This window comes from Ruminococcus intestinalis, assembly GCF_014288065.1.
Lineage (GTDB): Bacteria > Bacillota > Clostridia > Oscillospirales > Acutalibacteraceae > Ruminococcoides > Ruminococcoides intestinale_A.
The window spans coordinates 175,541-191,763 of sequence record NZ_JACOPS010000004.1; the positions used below are offsets into that span (position 1 = coordinate 175,541).

The window sequence follows — 16,223 nt, forward strand, 5'->3', positions numbered from 1 at the left end:
ACAATGAATAAGAAGTTGAGAATTGCGGTTATATCGCTGTTAAGCGTTGTACTTGCTGTGAGCGTTGGATTTTTGGTCAAAGACTATTGTGATTCTAAAAAGCAGGCTGAAATCTACGACAATCTGATTGAAACCGTTGAAGATGCAGGTGAAACGCAAGATACAATGTCCTATTCCGAGGATAAAGCCTTTCTGCCTGACTATCAGGAGCTGTATATGCAGAACAACGATATAGTGGGGTGGATAAAGGTTGAGGATACCAAAATCAATTATCCGGTTATGCAGTCAAAGGATAATCCGAATTTCTATTTAAGACACGGATTTGATAAAAGCTACACGGTATATGGCTGCCCATATGTACAGGAAAACTGTGATGTGGACGCTCCGTCAGACAACCTTGTTATCTACGGTCATCATATGAACGACAATTCAATGTTTGCCGGATTGATGAAATATGCCGATAAATCTTTTTGGGAAAAGCACAAAACCATTCAGTTCGATACGCTGACCGAAAAAGGCAAATACGAGGTAGTGGCAGCTTTCAAGACGGAAGTATATACAGACAGTCCGAACAGCTTCAGATACTATGATTTTGTCAATGCAGATACAGAAGATGAATTCAATGCGTATATTGCCAAGTGCAAGGAACTTGCAATCTATGATACGGGAGTAACCGCAGAATATGGCGATAAATTGATTACACTTTCAACTTGCGAGTATTCCCGTAATAACGGAAGAATGGTTGTTGTGGCGAAGAAAGCGGCTGAATAGGAGGGATGAACCTTGTATGATTAGTTTGATAAATTTGGCGGTGTTGTTCGCAGCGAAAGTTGCGGACAATGCCCTTAGTACAACAAAGACAATATTGGTACAGAGAAGTCGGTGGATACTTGCAGGCATTGCGGTTATCATATCCGACTTTATTTATTTTTGGATAACGAAAAGAGTTGTCTCTGCGAATAACGAGATAGCAATGCTCGTTGTTGCCGTTGCGGGTGGTGTGGGTTGTTCTCTTGCCTGCTTTATCAATGAGAAAATCTCAAAGGACAGAACCTATGTGAACGTGATTATGTCTGATGACCTTGAAGAAATGAAGCATTTCAGGGACTTTCTCGCACAGCATCACATCACGAATGTTGCAAGTGACAGCTACACCATTGACTGGAACGCAAAGACAATCTCTATTACCGCTTATCCCGAAACAAAAGCAGAAAGCCGATTGATTAACGAGTTTATTGCGGACAGCTCGACAAAATTCAAAAGAGTGATTCAACCGGCTTAGGAAGGAGGTTTGATGTGGCTGATATTAAAACAAGAGATACGGTTAAGGGTACGATAAAGACCTTGGATAAAGCAGCCATTGCCGGTCAAAAAATGAAACAGGCATATATCGCCACAAAGGACAAAGCGGAACATTCGGTAAATGCAAAAGAGAATACTGCGGAAGAATATGCTGCTGATAAGACGGAAGCCGGAATTGATGAAATTGCACATAAAGGTGCGTATGCTTTTAATAAAGCAGGGCGAAAAGGTGTTCAGGAAACAAAGAAGAATATCCAATCTGCTAAAGACGGCATTCAACGCTTCAAACAGCAGAGAGCCGAAAAATCAATAAACGTTCAGAGAGCGCAAGGAAGAACTACAACGGTTGGCAGTTCTTCAGCGCAGACGCAGACATCATCGGCAATCAAAACGCTTGAAAAGCCGGAGAAAATGGTCAAACAGTCGGCTACTTCCGCAGGAAAGAAGAACATCAAACTTGCTAGTAAGGAAGCGGCGAAAACAACGCAGAGGTCAGTTAAGACTGCCGAGCATACCGCAAAGGCAAGCATTAAGACCAGTCAGCAGACAGCAAAAGCCGCACAGAAAACAGCACAAGCCACCGTTAAGGCTTCACAGAAAGCGGCACAGGCAGCAAAGGCGACAGCGAAAGCAACTGCAAATGCTGTGAAAGCCGCAGCAAAAGCGACTATTGCCACAGTAAAGGCAATCATAGCCGGTACGAAAGCATTGGTTGCTGCCATTGCCGCAGGCGGTTGGATAGCAGTTGTAATTATTATGATTGTTGTCCTACTTGGAAGTGCTGTTGCAATGTTTGGTGGCGGAAGTGAAAGCAATACTTATACGCAAGTAAGTGCAGAGGTGGAAGCATACGACCCATTGATACGACAGTATGCAAAACAATATGGTATTCCCGAATATGTGGAATTGATTAAGGCTGTGATGATGCAGGAAAGCGGCGGTCGGGGACTTGACCCCATGCAGGCAGCAGAGGGCAGTTTCAATACGAAGTATCCACACGAACCTAATGGAATTAAAGACCCTGAATATTCTATCCAGTGTGGAGTTCAGGAATTGAAAGCAGCTCTTACCTCGGCAGAGGTGGAAAGTCCGATTGATATGGAGCGTATCAAACTTGCTTTGCAAGGCTACAACTTTGGTAATGGATATATTTCGTGGGCAAAATCGAAGTATGGTGGATATTCTTATGCCAATGCAGTGGAGTTTTCCACTCAGCAGGCACAAAGACTTGGTTGGGACAGTTATGGAGATACCCAATATCCGGCTCATGTTCTGAGATACTATCCATACGGACGAGCCTTTACTGCTGGTAGCAATCAGGGGATTGTTGAGGTTGCTCTTACTCAGATTGGCAATGAGGGCGGACAACCTTATTGGAGTTGGTATGGCTTTGACAGTCGAGTAGAATGGTGTGCTTGCTTTGTATCTTGGTGTGCCGACCAGTGCGGTTATATTGATAGCGGACTTATTCCGAAATTTGCGGGTTGTATTGACGGTGCAAATTGGTTCAAGTCAAACAACAGATGGAACGACCGAAACTATGAACCGAAAGCCGGAGATATTATCTTCTTTGACTGGGAGGGCGATGGTACAACAGACCACGTTGGTATCGTAGAGAAATGCGAGAATGGCACAGTTTATACCGTAGAGGGTAACTCAGGCGACGCTTGCAGACAAAGACAATACACAGTCGGAAGCAGAAATATTTACGGTTACGGTATTCCGGCGTATTAAAAATTCCAGACGGTGTCTGGAAAATCGAAAAGATGGCTGCTCGCTTGAGTAGCCATCGGGTACATTATGAGAAATCGGTTGTTTCTCTGTTGTTTAGGAAAATATGATATGTGTGATAAGTAAAACTGAAAAGCATATCGGCATTTTCTTTACTGCCGTCTAAAAAGGAAATATCATCGGCAAGGATAAAAAGAATTGCTAATAACTTCTTGATATATCCAGTGTAGCAGGCATAATCTACATAAATCTTGGCGGTATATCCCTCGGCAAATTCTATCAGGTCAGCGCCAATTTCAAAACTGTTGGATAGCTCGTAAACGGTCTTGATGAATTTGTCTTTGTCAGCAATTCGCTCTTTACTTGGAACACTTCTGCGGTTCTTCTGTATAAATTTAAAAAATCATTAGCTTCTGAAAAAGTGGGAGTGATTGCGTTGCCAGTTTCCAAATCTGTTTTGTAATCCTCAAATTTCTCTTTTTCAAACCGATTACTGAATATTATCTTTTGTTCGTCCATTCCTTTTTACCCCTAAGTTTTTTTGGGGATTGTTTAACTTGGCTCTTGGGTTGTGATTTGTCGTTCGCCATTAACAATCGTGAATTACTACTTTTATAGTATAACATAAAAATAGTTTGGAATCATCACTAATAGTTGGTTTGACTTCCTTTGGGTGCGTGTGATTTGAAATCGACTTAACCTATACTATTAGTTATGGAAACACACTAAGGGAGGTGATGTGATGAAGCTCGATACAATCGGCAGGAATATAAGAAAGTTCCGACTTGTGAAGAAATTACGCCAAGAAGATTTGGCTGAGAAAACAGACTTGACAACAAATTATATTGGTATGGTTGAGCGTGGAGAGAAAATTCCGTCACTCGAAACTTTCATAAAGATACTAAATGCTTTAGGTGTATCATCGGATATGGTTCTTACAGATGTCTTGGAAACGGGATACACAGTCAAGAACTCTATGCTGAATGAAAAGCTTGAAAAACTTGCTCCTGAAGATAGAAACAGAATTTATGAAGTCATAGACACACTTGTGAAGCAGTCAAAGCAAATACTTCTATAAAACACAGAAGTTCGTCCTAATCGACGAGCTTTCTTTTTTTCAGTATAAAAAATTTCAGCTATCGACAAATTTTTCGGGACTTCGACAGAGAGAATATGCTATAACAACAACTGTCAGTGATAGACACATACTAATAGACATAGGAGGAAGTAGAAGTGAACGACATTTTCAGACAAATAGCGAAAGAAAATGGAACAACCGAAAAAGCAGTAAAGGAGGAAATGCAGTTTGCTATTCGGGAAGCAATGAAAAGTGCTGAACCGGAAGCAATAGCTTTTTGGAAAGCAGTTGCACCGGACGGAAAAGAGCCGCCGATAGAAAAGGTCATAGCAATGATTGCATTGAATGTTAATAAAAGAATGTATAATTGAGGTGCTTCGGCATCTCTTTTTTATTATTCTTTAAAAGAGTTGTATTAGGTGTTTGTAAAAAGTGACACCTTAATGGGTAGAAGTTGCGAATGAATCTCTATATCTTGAAAAAATAGATTGTTCATAGTATAATATCAAATGAGTAACTGTAACCAAAAGGAACGGAGAATACGAAGGAGCGTTACAGATGAGAATAAGCTACAACAAACTTCAAAAACTTATGATTGATAATCAAATGAAAAGACAAGATTTAATGCGTGCTGCGGAGATTTCATCGTCTGTTGCAACAAAATTGAATAAGAATGAAACAGTATCCCTTGATGTGCTTATGAGAATTTGCAAAGTATTTCATTGCGATATTGGGGATATATGCGAAGTTATTTTGGATGAGTGAATTAAGGAGGTCTGGATATGGCAGGCAATGGTAAGCGTAATATGTTTAACGAGGCTACTCGTGTGCAAATGCCGGCAATGGTTCATCTCACAAGAATTGGATACACCTATTTTGGAAAGATAACCGAAGATATGGCTGGGACTATTTATGACCCGGATACGAATATCTTAATCAATGTTTTCAAGGAACAATTTGTTAAACTCAATCCCGAACATAAGGGAGAAGCAGAACAGGTTTTGAAAACGATAAGGCAGGAACTGGATAACGACGACCTCGGACACAGCTTTTATAAACGACTTTTTTCGGTTTCGCCAATCAGATTGGTGGATTTTGAAAATCCTAAGAATAATACATATCATTTTACTGCTGAATTTACCTGTAAGCGTGACCAAGATGAATTCAGACCGGATATTACTTTGTTTATAAACGGATTGCCACTTGTTTTTGTAGAAGTTAAGAAGCCGAACAATCACGGTGGAATGGTTGCAGAAAGCAAGAGAATGAATAATCAGAGATTTCCGAACAAGAAGTTTAGGAGATTTTTGAACATTACGCAGTTGATGATTTTCTCAAATAATATGGAATATGACACAATGGGCGGCATTGTTCCTGTTCAGGGTGCGTTTTACTGTACAACGGCGAGACAATCTGCACCATTTAATTGCTTCAGAGAAGAAAATCCAACTAATTTAGAAATTGCTCCATATAATCGAGATTTTCCATATAAGGATATAGATAGAGAAGTAGAAAGAAAGATTTTATCTGATTTCAACTGTCAGGTTATCCATAATACGCCTGAGTATCAGACAAATTTGGATACATATACACCGACGAATCGTGTGCTTACTTCTATGTGCAGCCCCGAAAGGCTACTGTTTATTTTGAAGTACGGCATTACTTATGTTCGTTTTCAAAAAGAGGTTGACGGAAAGATTGAGGTTACAGACCAAAAACATATAATGCGTTATCAGCAGATGTTTGCTGCTTTGATTGTCAGAAAAAAAATTGATGAAGGTGTAACTTCCGGTGTGATATGGCATACACAGGGAAGCGGAAAAACTGCTTTGTCTTATAATCTCACATATGTTCTCTCAGATTACTTCAGCAAGCACGATAAGGTGGCAAAGTTCTATTTTATTGTTGACCGACTGGATTTGCTGAAACAGGCATCTGATGAGTTTGAAGCTCGTGGTTTGGTTGTTAAAACTGCAAATTCCCGAGCTGAACTTATGGAACAATTTCGCACTAATCAGGCACAGGAGGGAAACTCAGGAAAGCCAGAAATAACAGTTGTTAATATTCAACGATTTGAAGAAGATAGAAAAAAAGTTGACTTACCTGCATACGCAACAAATTTGCAGAGAGTTTTCATTATAGATGAAGCACACAGAGGATATAAGCCGGAAGGCTCATTCTTAGCAAATCTTCTTGATGCAGATAAGAATGCCATTAAGATTGCGTTGACCGGAACTCCGTTGTTAAAAGAGGAACGAGAGTCGTGGAGAGTATTCGGAAACTATCTGCACACTTATTATTATGATAAATCTATCTTAGATGGATATACGCTGAAAATCATTCGAGAAGATATAGAAACTCAATATAAAGAGCGTCTTTCAGAAATCTATGAGAAACTTGAAACATTGGTTGAAAAGAAAGATGTTAAGAAAAATCAGATTGTTGAACACGATAATTATGTTAAAGAACTGCTCCGGTATATTATCACTGATTTGAAACGATTTAGACAAATTCAGGGAGATAATACTCTGGGCGGAATGATTATCTGCGAAACAAGTGAGCAGGCAAGAAAACTATTTGCTTATTTTGATGAAATCCAAAACGAACTTAATAAAACAGCTTCCTTAAAGAGCAATTTGAAAGCAGGACTTATCCTGTATGACAGTGATGATAAAGATACAAGAGATACTATCGTCAATAACTTCAAGAAGAATATGACGGTAGATATTCTTATTGTATTTAATATGCTGCTTACCGGATTTGACGCACCAAGATTGAAAAGACTGTATTTTGGAAGAAAGTTAAAAGACCACAATCTTTTGCAGGCAATCACAAGAGTGAATAGACCATATAAGGATAACCGCTACGGATATGTGATTGATTTTGCTGATATTAAGCGTAATTTTGATGAAACCAATGCAGCCTATTTGAAAGAACTTAATCGCTTCAACGACCCAAATGAAGTTGGAAAAGGTAATGAAGTGGATACGTTTAAGCAGGTTATTGAAGACCCGCAGGAACTTATTCAGCAAATGCAGGAAGTGCAGCAGGTTCTTTTCAATTACACGACCGATAATGCAGAAGCGTTTAGTACCGAAATATCCACGATTGAGGATAAGCAAGAACTGCTGAAACTTAAAAAGATTTTGATTGCGGCTCGTGATTGTTGCAATTTGGTAAGAACTTTTGGCGATGATGAGCTGAAAGAAACTTTTGCAAGAATGGAACTGACAAAGTTGCCTTCTCTTATTTCAGAAGTTCAGCACCATATCGACAATATAAATCAAAAGGAACTCTTTGCAAGCGACGATACAACAAAACTGCTTGTAAATGAAGCTATGGAAGATATTACTTTCAACTTCAGTAAAATCAGCGAAGAAGAATTAAAAATTGTCGGTGGAAAAGAAAATGTTACTGAGAAATACAGAAAGACAGTTCGTGCTTTTACTCAGAATATTGACCCGGACGACCCAGAATTTATTACATTGCAGGAAGCATTTTTGCTTCGCTTTAAGGAACACGGATTTGAACCGAAAAGTATAACTGAGATTGAGGAACAAGGAAAAGAACTGGAGGAAATTCTTAAAAAATTGGATGAGCTTCAGAAAAAGAATAATGTATTGCTCCGTAAATATAATGGCGACGCAAAATTTGCAAGAGTTCATAAGAGAATCCGAGAAGAAAATCTTGCTCGTAAAGCAGCTAATAAACAACCGATTGTTTCGGAATATGACGCATCAATTATGGATGTTTTGAAGTCTATTAAGACTGATATAGACCAAAAGGTATACGACCGAAACGATATATTGAAGAAAGACGCATATTTTGAACAAACGGTTATGACACAAATCAAATTAGGCATTGATAGGCTTGGTATAGCGAGTGCTCGTGATGACAGAAAATTTATTCAAAGTAGAATAACGAAGCAGTATCTCGACCAGTATAATCAAACTTATTCAGTTGCATAAAGGAGAACACGATGGCAGAAACAAAAACGATAAAAGAAAAAACCGTAGAGCTGATAGACGCATTAAAAGCGACCTGTCAGACTTATGGTATGGGAAACGACGGTAATGAATACAAGATTATTACACAGGTTTTCCTTTATAAATTTTTGAATGATAAATTCGGATATGAAGTAAAAAAAGTAAGTCCTGCTTTAAAGAATGCGGAAAAGTGGGAACTTACTTATGCTGAAATGTCAGAAGATGACAGGCTTGATATTTTTGATACATTATCATCGGATATTCCACGCTTATATCCGGAACATTTGATTGCAAATCTTTGGAATCAGCAGGCAAAGGGTGATTTCGATCTGATTTTTGACAGCACAATGACAGACATAGCGGATAAGAATATAGATATATTTTCTACGCAAACTGCTCAGAATACAAAGATTCCGCTTTTTGAAAAACTGACGCAGTATGTAACTGATGATGCTGCAAGAGCACCGTTTGCCCGTGCATTGGTAGATAAGCTTGTTAATTTCTCTTTTGAGGAAGCATTTGAGCAGCATTACGATTTCTTTGCAGATATATTTGAATATTTGATTAAAGACTATAATACCGCAGGCGGCGGAAAGTATGCAGAGTATTATACTCCACACGCTATCGCAACGATTATGGCAAGATTACTTGTTGGTAAAGCAACTGATTTGCACAATATAGAATGTTACGACCCGTCGGCAGGAACAGGAACACTTTTGATGGCTCTTGCTCATCAAATTGGAGAAGATAAGTGTACGATTTTTGCACAGGATATTTCACAGCGAAGCAATAAGATGTTAAAACTTAATCTTATTCTGAATGGTCTGGTATCTTCTCTTGACCACGCTATTCAGGGAGATACGCTTGTTGCTCCGTATCACAAGAGCGACAACGGTACAGAACTCAGAACTTTTGACTATGTAGTATCCAACCCTCCGTTCAAAATGGACTTTTCAGATACAAGAGAGCGAATTGCTGCAATGCCAGTTCGCTTTTGGGCTGGTGTTCCGAAAGTTCCGGCGAAGAAAAAAGAGAGTATGGCGATTTACACCCTTTTTATTCAGCACGTTCTTAATTCCCTTAAAGCAAAAGGAAAAGGTGCGATTGTTGTACCTACCGGTTTTGTAACAGCGAAATCCGGTGTCGAAAAGAAGATATTACAGCATATTGTAGATGAACATATCGTGTATGGCTGTATCAGTATGCCATCAAATGTATTTGCAAATACCGGTACGAATGTGTCTGTCCTGTTCTTTGATAATTCCAAAGAAACAGAAAAAGTTGTGCTGATAGACGCTTCAAAACTTGGCGAGGAATACAAAGACGGAAACAATCAGAAACGCAGACTTCGTGATTTTGAAATTGATAAAATCGTAGATACTTTCCTTAATAAAGAAGCTGTTGATGATTTCTCTGTTGCAGTCACTTATGATGAAATCAAGGAAAAGAAGTATTCCCTTTCTGCCGGACAGTATTTTGATGTAAAAATCGAATATGTGGAATTATCTCAGGACGAATTTAATGCTCGTATGTCAGCATATGCAGACAAGTTGCAGGAGTATTTCACAGAGGGCGACAAACTGAAAATAGAGATTATGGAGCAATTGAAGAAGGTAAAATATGAATGAGATAAAAAAATACAAATTTTGTGATTTATATGATATGGCTTCCGGCATATCTTCTACAAAAGGACAAGCTGGACACGGAGCCCCATTCTTGTCATTTGGAACGGTTTTCAACAATTATTTCTTACCCGAAAATCTTATTGATAAAATGGATACTACAATAGAGGAACAAAACACATTTTCAATAAAAAAAGGCGATGTGTTCGTCACTCGAACAAGTGAAACGATAGATGAACTTGCAATGAGTTCGGTTGCCCTGAAGGATTATCCTAATGCAACTTACAGTGGATTTGTAAAAAGATTAAGACCTAAAACAACAGGAATTGTGTATGACAAATTCCTTGCATTTTATTTGCGTAGCAAATTGTTTCGTAAAACTATGACGAACAATGCAACGATGACATTGAGAGCAAGCTTTAATGAGGATATTTTTTCATTTTTATATTTGTATCTTCCTCCATATGAAGAACAGAAAAAAATTGGAGATTTGCTCTATAACATAGAAATGAAAATGTTAGCGAATAAGAAGATAAACGATAATTTAGCGGCTTAATCAGCAATAGTAGCTTGTCCATTCATCAACATAGGAAGTAACCAATCACGAATTTTAACAAGTTCTTGGTTTTCACAGATGTTTTTGCTGATTTGCGAATATATAGGCTGCGTGATTCTATGGTAATTTTGTAGAGTTTTATCGTCAGGAATTACAATATGTATTCCTGCCAAGTCGTCATTATTTACTGCTTCCTGTGTAGCGCCGTGAGCAAGCATATCTTTGTGTGTTTCAAAATATGTATTTGAAATATATGAAGCCATATATTCAAAACTAACATCACTGCATTGAAGTCCGCAAAAACCTGTTGATAAAATTGAACTCGATATTATCGGTAGCATTTCTTCATTGAGATAAAGATGTTTGATACTGTCTTTCATTTTTGCAAACCATACTGAATTAACATTCGGTTGCATATTAGCACGGTTCTCTCTGTTTTCGTAATCTATAAGAGTACCGGAAGATAAAGAAGTCCCTTTAATATCTGCCGTTGCAAAATAAGTTTTAGTATCAAATTTATCTACTCCCGGCTTTATAATTGATGAAAGCTGGTTTGAATATACTGATTCAACATTCCATCCATTTGGAATTTTCTTCTTCAAACAGTTGTTCATAACCATTTTCCCGCCGGAAGATTGATATGGCTTTCCATTTTCATTAGGGAAGTCAAATTGTGTAAACCAGTAATCATAAAGAGTTGTAAGTTGCTGCTCTAAATTATCGTTTAACATATATCCCATAACTCTTGTGGGTGGCGAGAGTTAAATCAGGGGACTACCCACTCCGTAGTCGTTCTCTAAGTTAAATAAAAGGAGAATTGACTAATGAAACAAAATTTAATTACAGATGTTGTTCAGGCTATGTTACCTTTCTTGAACAATGCACAGACAGAACGCTTGCAAGAGGTATTGCAACATACACTTTTTGGTTATGAGGTAACAAAAATTGAAAGTGAAAAGGAAATCTCGGAGCAGAACTATGTGGAACTGTTTCTGTCGGCAAAGCGAATTGAGGGCTGTTCCGAGAAATCTCTTAAATACTACAAAGCAACTATCGAGATGATGATTGCGACTGTCGGCAAAAGCGTAAAGCATATTGAAACCGACGACATAAGACGATACCTGACCGAGTATCAGGAAAAGAAAAAATCAAGCAAGGTTACGATTGACAATATCCGCCGTATTCTTTCAAGCTTTTTTTCGTGGCTTGAGGACGAGGACTATATACTGAAAAGCCCCGTTAGGCGAATACATAAGGTCAAAACCGGCACAAGCATTAAAGAAACATACTCTGATGAAGCGTTGGAGCTTATGAGAGATAACTGCACCGAGCCGAGAGATTTGGCGATGATAGATATGTTAGCTTCTACGGGTATGCGTGTCGGTGAAATGGTATTGCTCAACAGAAACGATATTGATTTTAACGAGCGTGAATGTATCGTATTTGGAAAAGGAAACAAAGAACGAGTGGTCTATTTTGATGCACGAACAAAGATACATTTACAGAATTACTTAAACAGCAGAACCGACGATAACCCGGCACTTTTTGTATCGCTGAAAGCACCGCACGAAAGGCTGAAAATCGGCGGTATAGAAACAAGGCTAAGAGAATTTGGAAAGCAATTAGGACTGCACAAGGTACACCCGCACAAGTTTAGGCGTACCCTTGCAACTATGGCAATAGATAAAGGAATGCCCATTGAGCAACTGCAACAGCTCTTGGGGCATAGAAAGATAGATACGACCTTGCAGTATGCAATGGTAAAACAAAGCAATGTTAAAATTGCACATAGGAAATATATCGGATAAGGAGAAAAGGATGGAGACTAAGAAACTGATAGATTGTTGTGAATTTATTTCTGATGGCGACCATTTACCACCACCTAAAAGTGATAGTGGCGTTCCTTTTATTACAATATCTAATATTACGGGACAAAACAAACTTTCTTTAGAAGACACAATGTTTGTGCCTGAAAGTTACTATAACGGATTGAATGAAAATAAGAAGGCACAAAAGGGCGATATTTTGTATTCGGTTGTTGGCTCTTTTGGCAAACCGGTATATGTAGATTTTGACAAACAAATGGTTTTTCAACGACATATTGCTATCTTGCGACCAAAAAGAAATGTTAATGCAAGATTTATTTACTATACAATGCTAAATCCGCAGTTTTATAAGTTGGTTGATAAACTTGCTATTGGCTGTTCTCAAAGAACGGTAACATTGGATACTTTGAGGAATATAGAAATCAGCTTGCCTGATAAAGATATTCAGGACAAGACGGTTGAAGTTCTTTCATTAATTGATAGAAAAATTGATGAGAACTGTAAGATAAACGATAATTTAGAGCAGCAAGCATATCTCATATTTGAAAATATGATGGCTAAAGCTGAAGCCCATAGGCTTAAAGGCAAATATACTGAAGCAAAATTTCTCGCTTCGGTTATCACAGGTAAAGAGGATGCCAATTTTTCCGTTCCAAATGGTAAATACAAATTCTTTACTTGTTCTAATAAGCCGTTGTATTGTAACAGTTATGCCTTTCATACATCTTCTATACTTATAGCTGGTAATGGAGATTTTAATGTTAAGCATTATTCCGGCAAATTTAATGCTTATCAAAGGACATATGTACTAACTCCAAAAAAAGAATATTTTGCACTGTTATATTTAGCAAGTCTATATAGAATAAATTCTTTTAAATCAAGTTCATCCGGCTCTATTGTAAAATTTATAACCAAGAGTGATGTAGAAAATATTCCTGTGTTCATTCCTGATGATACTGCCTACCTTGATGAGTTGAATAAATTGCTCTTAGCTCAAGAACAAAATACTCTTGAGAATGAGTTACTTGTACAGTTAAGAGATTGGCTTCTGCCTATGCTGATGAATGGTCAAGCCACCATCAGCGACTGATATGGTAAATTATCGTTTAGAATAGAAATCGTAGGAAGGAGCGTGGAATGATGGCAAATCAAAGAACATATATTGCAATCGACTTAAAATCATTCTACGCTTCTGTGGAATGTAAGAAACGAAATCGTGACCCTTTGACAACAAATCTTGTGGTTGCTGATAAAAGCAGGACAGAAAAAACAATTTGTCTTGCGGTATCTCCGTCCTTGAAAAGTTACGGAATACCCGGCAGACCACGATTGTTTGAAGTTGTCCAAAAGGTCAGGGAAGCAAACAATAAACGCAGATGGAAAGCACCGAACAGAACATTTACCGGTTCTTCCGATGATAAGGCAGAACTGGATGCAAATCCAGCATTGGAGATAGAATATATCGTTGCTCCTCCTCGTATGGCATATTATATGGAGTACAGCACAAGGATTTATAATGTTTATCTAAAATATGTTGCACCAGAGGATATATTTCCTTATTCAATCGACGAAGTGTTTATGGACGTGACTGATTATCTGCAAACCTATCGTATGACTGCAAGAGAACTTGCTATGACGATGATACAGGATGTCTTGAAAACAACTGGTATAACTGCAACCGCAGGAATCGGTACGAATATGTATCTCTGCAAGATTGCGATGGATATTGTGGCAAAGCATATCGAGCCAGATAAGAACGGTGTGCGTATTGCTGAACTTGATGAAATGTCATACCGTAAGAAACTATGGAGTCATCGCCCGATAACCGATTTCTGGAGAGTCGGAAATGGTTATGCGAAGAAGTTAGAGGAACACGGACTTTATACAATGGGCGATATTGCAAGATGTTCTATCGGAAAGCCGAATGAACTGTATAACGAGGAATTGCTGTACAAGCTGTTCGGTATCAATGCGGAACTGCTCATAGATCACGCTTGGGGATATGAGCCTTGTACAATGGAGCAGGTCAAAGCATATAAGCCAGAAACAAACAGTGTATCTTCCGGTCAGGTGTTGCATTGCCCTTATGATTATGAAAAGGCAAAGTTGATTGTAAAAGAAATGACCGACCAAATGGTGCTTGATTTGGTGGATAAAGGAGTTGTAACTGACCAACTTGTGTTGACAATCGGCTATGATATTGAAAATTTAAGTAATTCGAACCTAAAAAATCAATACAAAGGCGAGATTACGATTGACCGATATGGACGCAAAGTTCCAAAGCACGCACACGGAACAGCAAATCTGGAGAAAAAAACGTCCTCTACTCGATTGATTACCAATGCTGTAATGGATTTGTACGACAGGGTAGTTGACGAGAATTTACTTGTCCGCAGGATAACAATAACAGCAAATAAACTTGTAGATGAAAAATCAGTTAAACAGGAAGATGAATATCAGCAGCTTGACCTCTTTACCGATTACGAAGCACTGAAGAAGAAGCAAGCGGAGGAAGAAGAAAAATTGGAACGGGAAAGGCGTATGCAAGAAGCAATGCTGAGTATCAAAAAGAAGTTTGGTAAGAATGCTGTGTTAAAAGGAATGAACCTTGAAGAAGGTGCAACCGCCAAAGACCGAAATGAGCAAATCGGCGGTCATAAGGCTTAAACAAATCTAAATATGAAGGAGGAATATTTCAATGAGCTTTTTTGAAAATACTCGTAAGCCACAAGGATTCGGTGGAAAATTGATGACAAAGATGATGAACAGCGGCCACTCCAGGCTATCACAATGGGGGTTCTCGAATATCTCTGTAAATCCGGACGCTGAGGTGCTGGATGTTGGCTGCGGAGGTGGTGCAAACATTGCGGTCTGGCTGAGCAAATGCAGGAATGGCCATGTGACAGGATTGGATTATTCGGAGGTTAGTGTGTCAGAATCTCGAAAATTGAACGCTGCCGCTATTCAACGGGAAAAATGCAAGGTTATTCAGGGAGATGTATCTGCCATCCCATTTCCAGATGCAAAATTTGATTATATCTCAGCTTTTGAGACGGTTTACTTCTGGCCAGAATTGAAAAAATGCTTTTCTGAGGTAAATCGTGTTCTGAAAGACGGAGGAACCTTCCTAATTTGTAACGAGAGCGACGGAATGAATGCCTCAGACGATAAATGGACAAAGATAATTGATGGTATGAAGATTTATAATTGTGATCAACTTGTCACCGCTTTAAAAGAAGCAGGTTTTATGGAAATAAAACCATATGCAGATGCCAAAAAGCATTGGCTTTGTATTGTGGCAACAAAATAGATAAATATACAATTTGTAGAATTCAAAAATTTAATGTGAATTGAAATTTGCGTGGAGGAAAAGGTTGAAAGAGTTATTAAAAGAAACCCATATGCTAGATTTTAATGATTCCAGAATTCAATCACTAATAGAGAATAGAGGCTGGAAGGATCTGGAGCAGTTTGAATGCATTAAAGCCATATATTTATACGTTAGGGATGAGATTTTATTCGGCTACAATATTGATGACAGCATATCTGCATCCAAAGTTTTAAGTGATGGATATGGTCAATGTAATACAAAAGGTACTTTATTTATGGCGTTGCTTAGGGCATGTAAAATACCATGTAGGGTGCATGGGTTTACAATAGATAAGCAATTGCAAAAAGGAGCAATGACAGGAATTGTTTATAAAAATGCTCCGCAGAATGTTTTTCATAGTTGGGTTGAAGTGTACTTAGATGATACATGGTATGAACTTGAAGCATTTATTTTAGATAAGAAATATTTGAATAAGCTGCAAAAAATAAATAGCCAATGTTCTGGTGCATTTTGTGGTTATGGTGTGGCGGTAAAAGATTTTCAGAATCCAGTGATTGATTTTGAAAGAAATAATACTTATATACAAAGTGAAGGAATCAATCAAGATTTTGGAATATATAATTCACCAGATGAGTTACTTACAGAGCATCATCAGGAAATGTCGATAGTAAAAGCATTTGCATACCGTCATTTCGGTAGACATCTCATGAATAAAAATGTTAAGAGAATCAGAGATGCGAAAGTTTAAAAATAATGCTTAGTGGCAAAATCTAGTTTGCCGAGTAAAGGAG

Annotated in this window: 16 protein-coding genes; 14 read left to right on the forward strand and 2 right to left on the reverse strand. The window is 38.3% G+C overall.

The genetic code is table 11. The features are described from left to right. The first annotated feature begins 3 nt into the window (after positions 1 to 3). The 3 genes from srtB to H8R91_RS09150 are packed head-to-tail and all read left to right on the forward strand — an operon-like array spanning position 4 to position 3,036. The gene (srtB, locus tag H8R91_RS09140) at positions 4 to 771 is read left to right on the forward strand and encodes a class B sortase (RefSeq protein WP_186935761.1); all 768 of its coding nucleotides are present in this window, start codon (positions 4 to 6) and stop codon (positions 769 to 771) included. 16 nt (positions 772 to 787) lie between these two features. Further along, positions 788 to 1,282, forward strand: a complete 495-nt coding sequence (locus tag H8R91_RS09145) for a hypothetical protein (protein ID WP_186935762.1) — start codon at positions 788 to 790, stop codon at positions 1,280 to 1,282. Positions 1,283 to 1,296: 14 nt separating this feature from the next. Then, on the forward strand, positions 1,297 to 3,036 hold the full coding sequence (locus H8R91_RS09150; RefSeq protein WP_186935763.1) for a lysozyme family protein: 1,740 nt from the start codon (positions 1,297 to 1,299) through the stop codon (positions 3,034 to 3,036). 276 nt (positions 3,037 to 3,312) lie between these two features. Here the strand turns inward: H8R91_RS09150 and H8R91_RS12135 are convergent, their stop codons facing one another. Further along, positions 3,313 to 3,552, reverse strand: coding sequence for a hypothetical protein (locus H8R91_RS12135; RefSeq protein ID WP_243237806.1), 240 nt, complete (start codon positions 3,550 to 3,552; stop codon positions 3,313 to 3,315). Positions 3,553 to 3,775: 223 nt separating this feature from the next. Between H8R91_RS12135 and H8R91_RS09160 the strand changes: the two genes are divergently transcribed. From H8R91_RS09160 to H8R91_RS09185, 6 genes are all read left to right on the forward strand, one after another. Beyond that, on the forward strand, positions 3,776 to 4,111 hold the full coding sequence (locus tag H8R91_RS09160) for a helix-turn-helix domain-containing protein (protein WP_186935764.1): 336 nt from the start codon (positions 3,776 to 3,778) through the stop codon (positions 4,109 to 4,111). A 155-nt stretch (positions 4,112 to 4,266) separates the two neighbouring features. After that, entirely contained in the window at positions 4,267 to 4,482 is a 216-nt protein-coding gene (locus tag H8R91_RS09165) for a hypothetical protein (protein WP_186935765.1), read from the forward strand. A 187-nt stretch (positions 4,483 to 4,669) separates the two neighbouring features. Beyond that, positions 4,670 to 4,876 carry a helix-turn-helix domain-containing protein gene (locus tag H8R91_RS09170; protein ID WP_101069754.1) on the forward strand — a complete coding sequence of 69 codons (207 nt, stop codon included), beginning with the start codon at positions 4,670 to 4,672 and terminating at the stop codon, positions 4,874 to 4,876. Between the two features lie 17 nt (positions 4,877 to 4,893). Beyond that, positions 4,894 to 8,079: a type I restriction endonuclease subunit R gene (locus H8R91_RS09175; protein WP_186935766.1), complete on the forward strand. Its 3,186-nt coding sequence runs from the start codon at positions 4,894 to 4,896 to the stop codon at positions 8,077 to 8,079. Positions 8,080 to 8,090: 11 nt separating this feature from the next. Then, positions 8,091 to 9,725, forward strand: coding sequence for an HsdM family class I SAM-dependent methyltransferase (locus tag H8R91_RS09180; protein ID WP_186935767.1), 1,635 nt, complete (start codon positions 8,091 to 8,093; stop codon positions 9,723 to 9,725). Further along, positions 9,718 to 10,275, forward strand: coding sequence for a restriction endonuclease subunit S (locus H8R91_RS09185; RefSeq protein WP_186935768.1), 558 nt, complete (start codon positions 9,718 to 9,720; stop codon positions 10,273 to 10,275). The genes H8R91_RS09180 and H8R91_RS09185 overlap by 8 nt, the downstream gene beginning before the upstream one ends. Here H8R91_RS09185 and H8R91_RS12140 read toward each other — a convergent pair. Then, a complete protein-coding gene (locus H8R91_RS12140; RefSeq protein WP_186935769.1) occupies positions 10,272 to 11,006 on the reverse strand; it encodes a restriction endonuclease subunit S in 735 nt (244 codons plus the stop codon). The two genes, H8R91_RS09185 and H8R91_RS12140, sit on opposite strands and share 4 nt — an antisense overlap. Positions 11,007 to 11,099: 93 nt before the next feature. Between H8R91_RS12140 and xerA the strand changes: the two genes are divergently transcribed. The 5 genes from xerA to H8R91_RS09215 all read left to right on the forward strand — a co-directional run bounded on the left by xerA (position 11,100) and on the right by H8R91_RS09215 (position 16,180). Beyond that, complete coding sequence (gene xerA, locus H8R91_RS09195) at positions 11,100 to 12,083, forward strand: site-specific tyrosine recombinase/integron integrase (RefSeq protein WP_186935770.1); 984 nt, start codon at positions 11,100 to 11,102, stop codon at positions 12,081 to 12,083. Positions 12,084 to 12,093: 10 nt separating this feature from the next. Next, entirely contained in the window at positions 12,094 to 13,191 is a 1,098-nt protein-coding gene (locus H8R91_RS09200) for a restriction endonuclease subunit S (protein WP_186935771.1), read from the forward strand. A gap of 50 nt (positions 13,192 to 13,241) precedes the next feature. Next, entirely contained in the window at positions 13,242 to 14,768 is a 1,527-nt protein-coding gene (locus H8R91_RS09205) for a Y-family DNA polymerase (RefSeq protein WP_186935962.1), read from the forward strand. Positions 14,769 to 14,799: 31 nt separating this feature from the next. After that, positions 14,800 to 15,411: a class I SAM-dependent methyltransferase gene (locus H8R91_RS09210; protein WP_186935772.1), complete on the forward strand. Its 612-nt coding sequence runs from the start codon at positions 14,800 to 14,802 to the stop codon at positions 15,409 to 15,411. Positions 15,412 to 15,475: 64 nt separating this feature from the next. Next, positions 15,476 to 16,180: a transglutaminase-like domain-containing protein gene (locus tag H8R91_RS09215; RefSeq protein ID WP_186935773.1), complete on the forward strand. Its 705-nt coding sequence runs from the start codon at positions 15,476 to 15,478 to the stop codon at positions 16,178 to 16,180. The last annotated feature ends 43 nt before the right edge of the window (positions 16,181 to 16,223 follow it).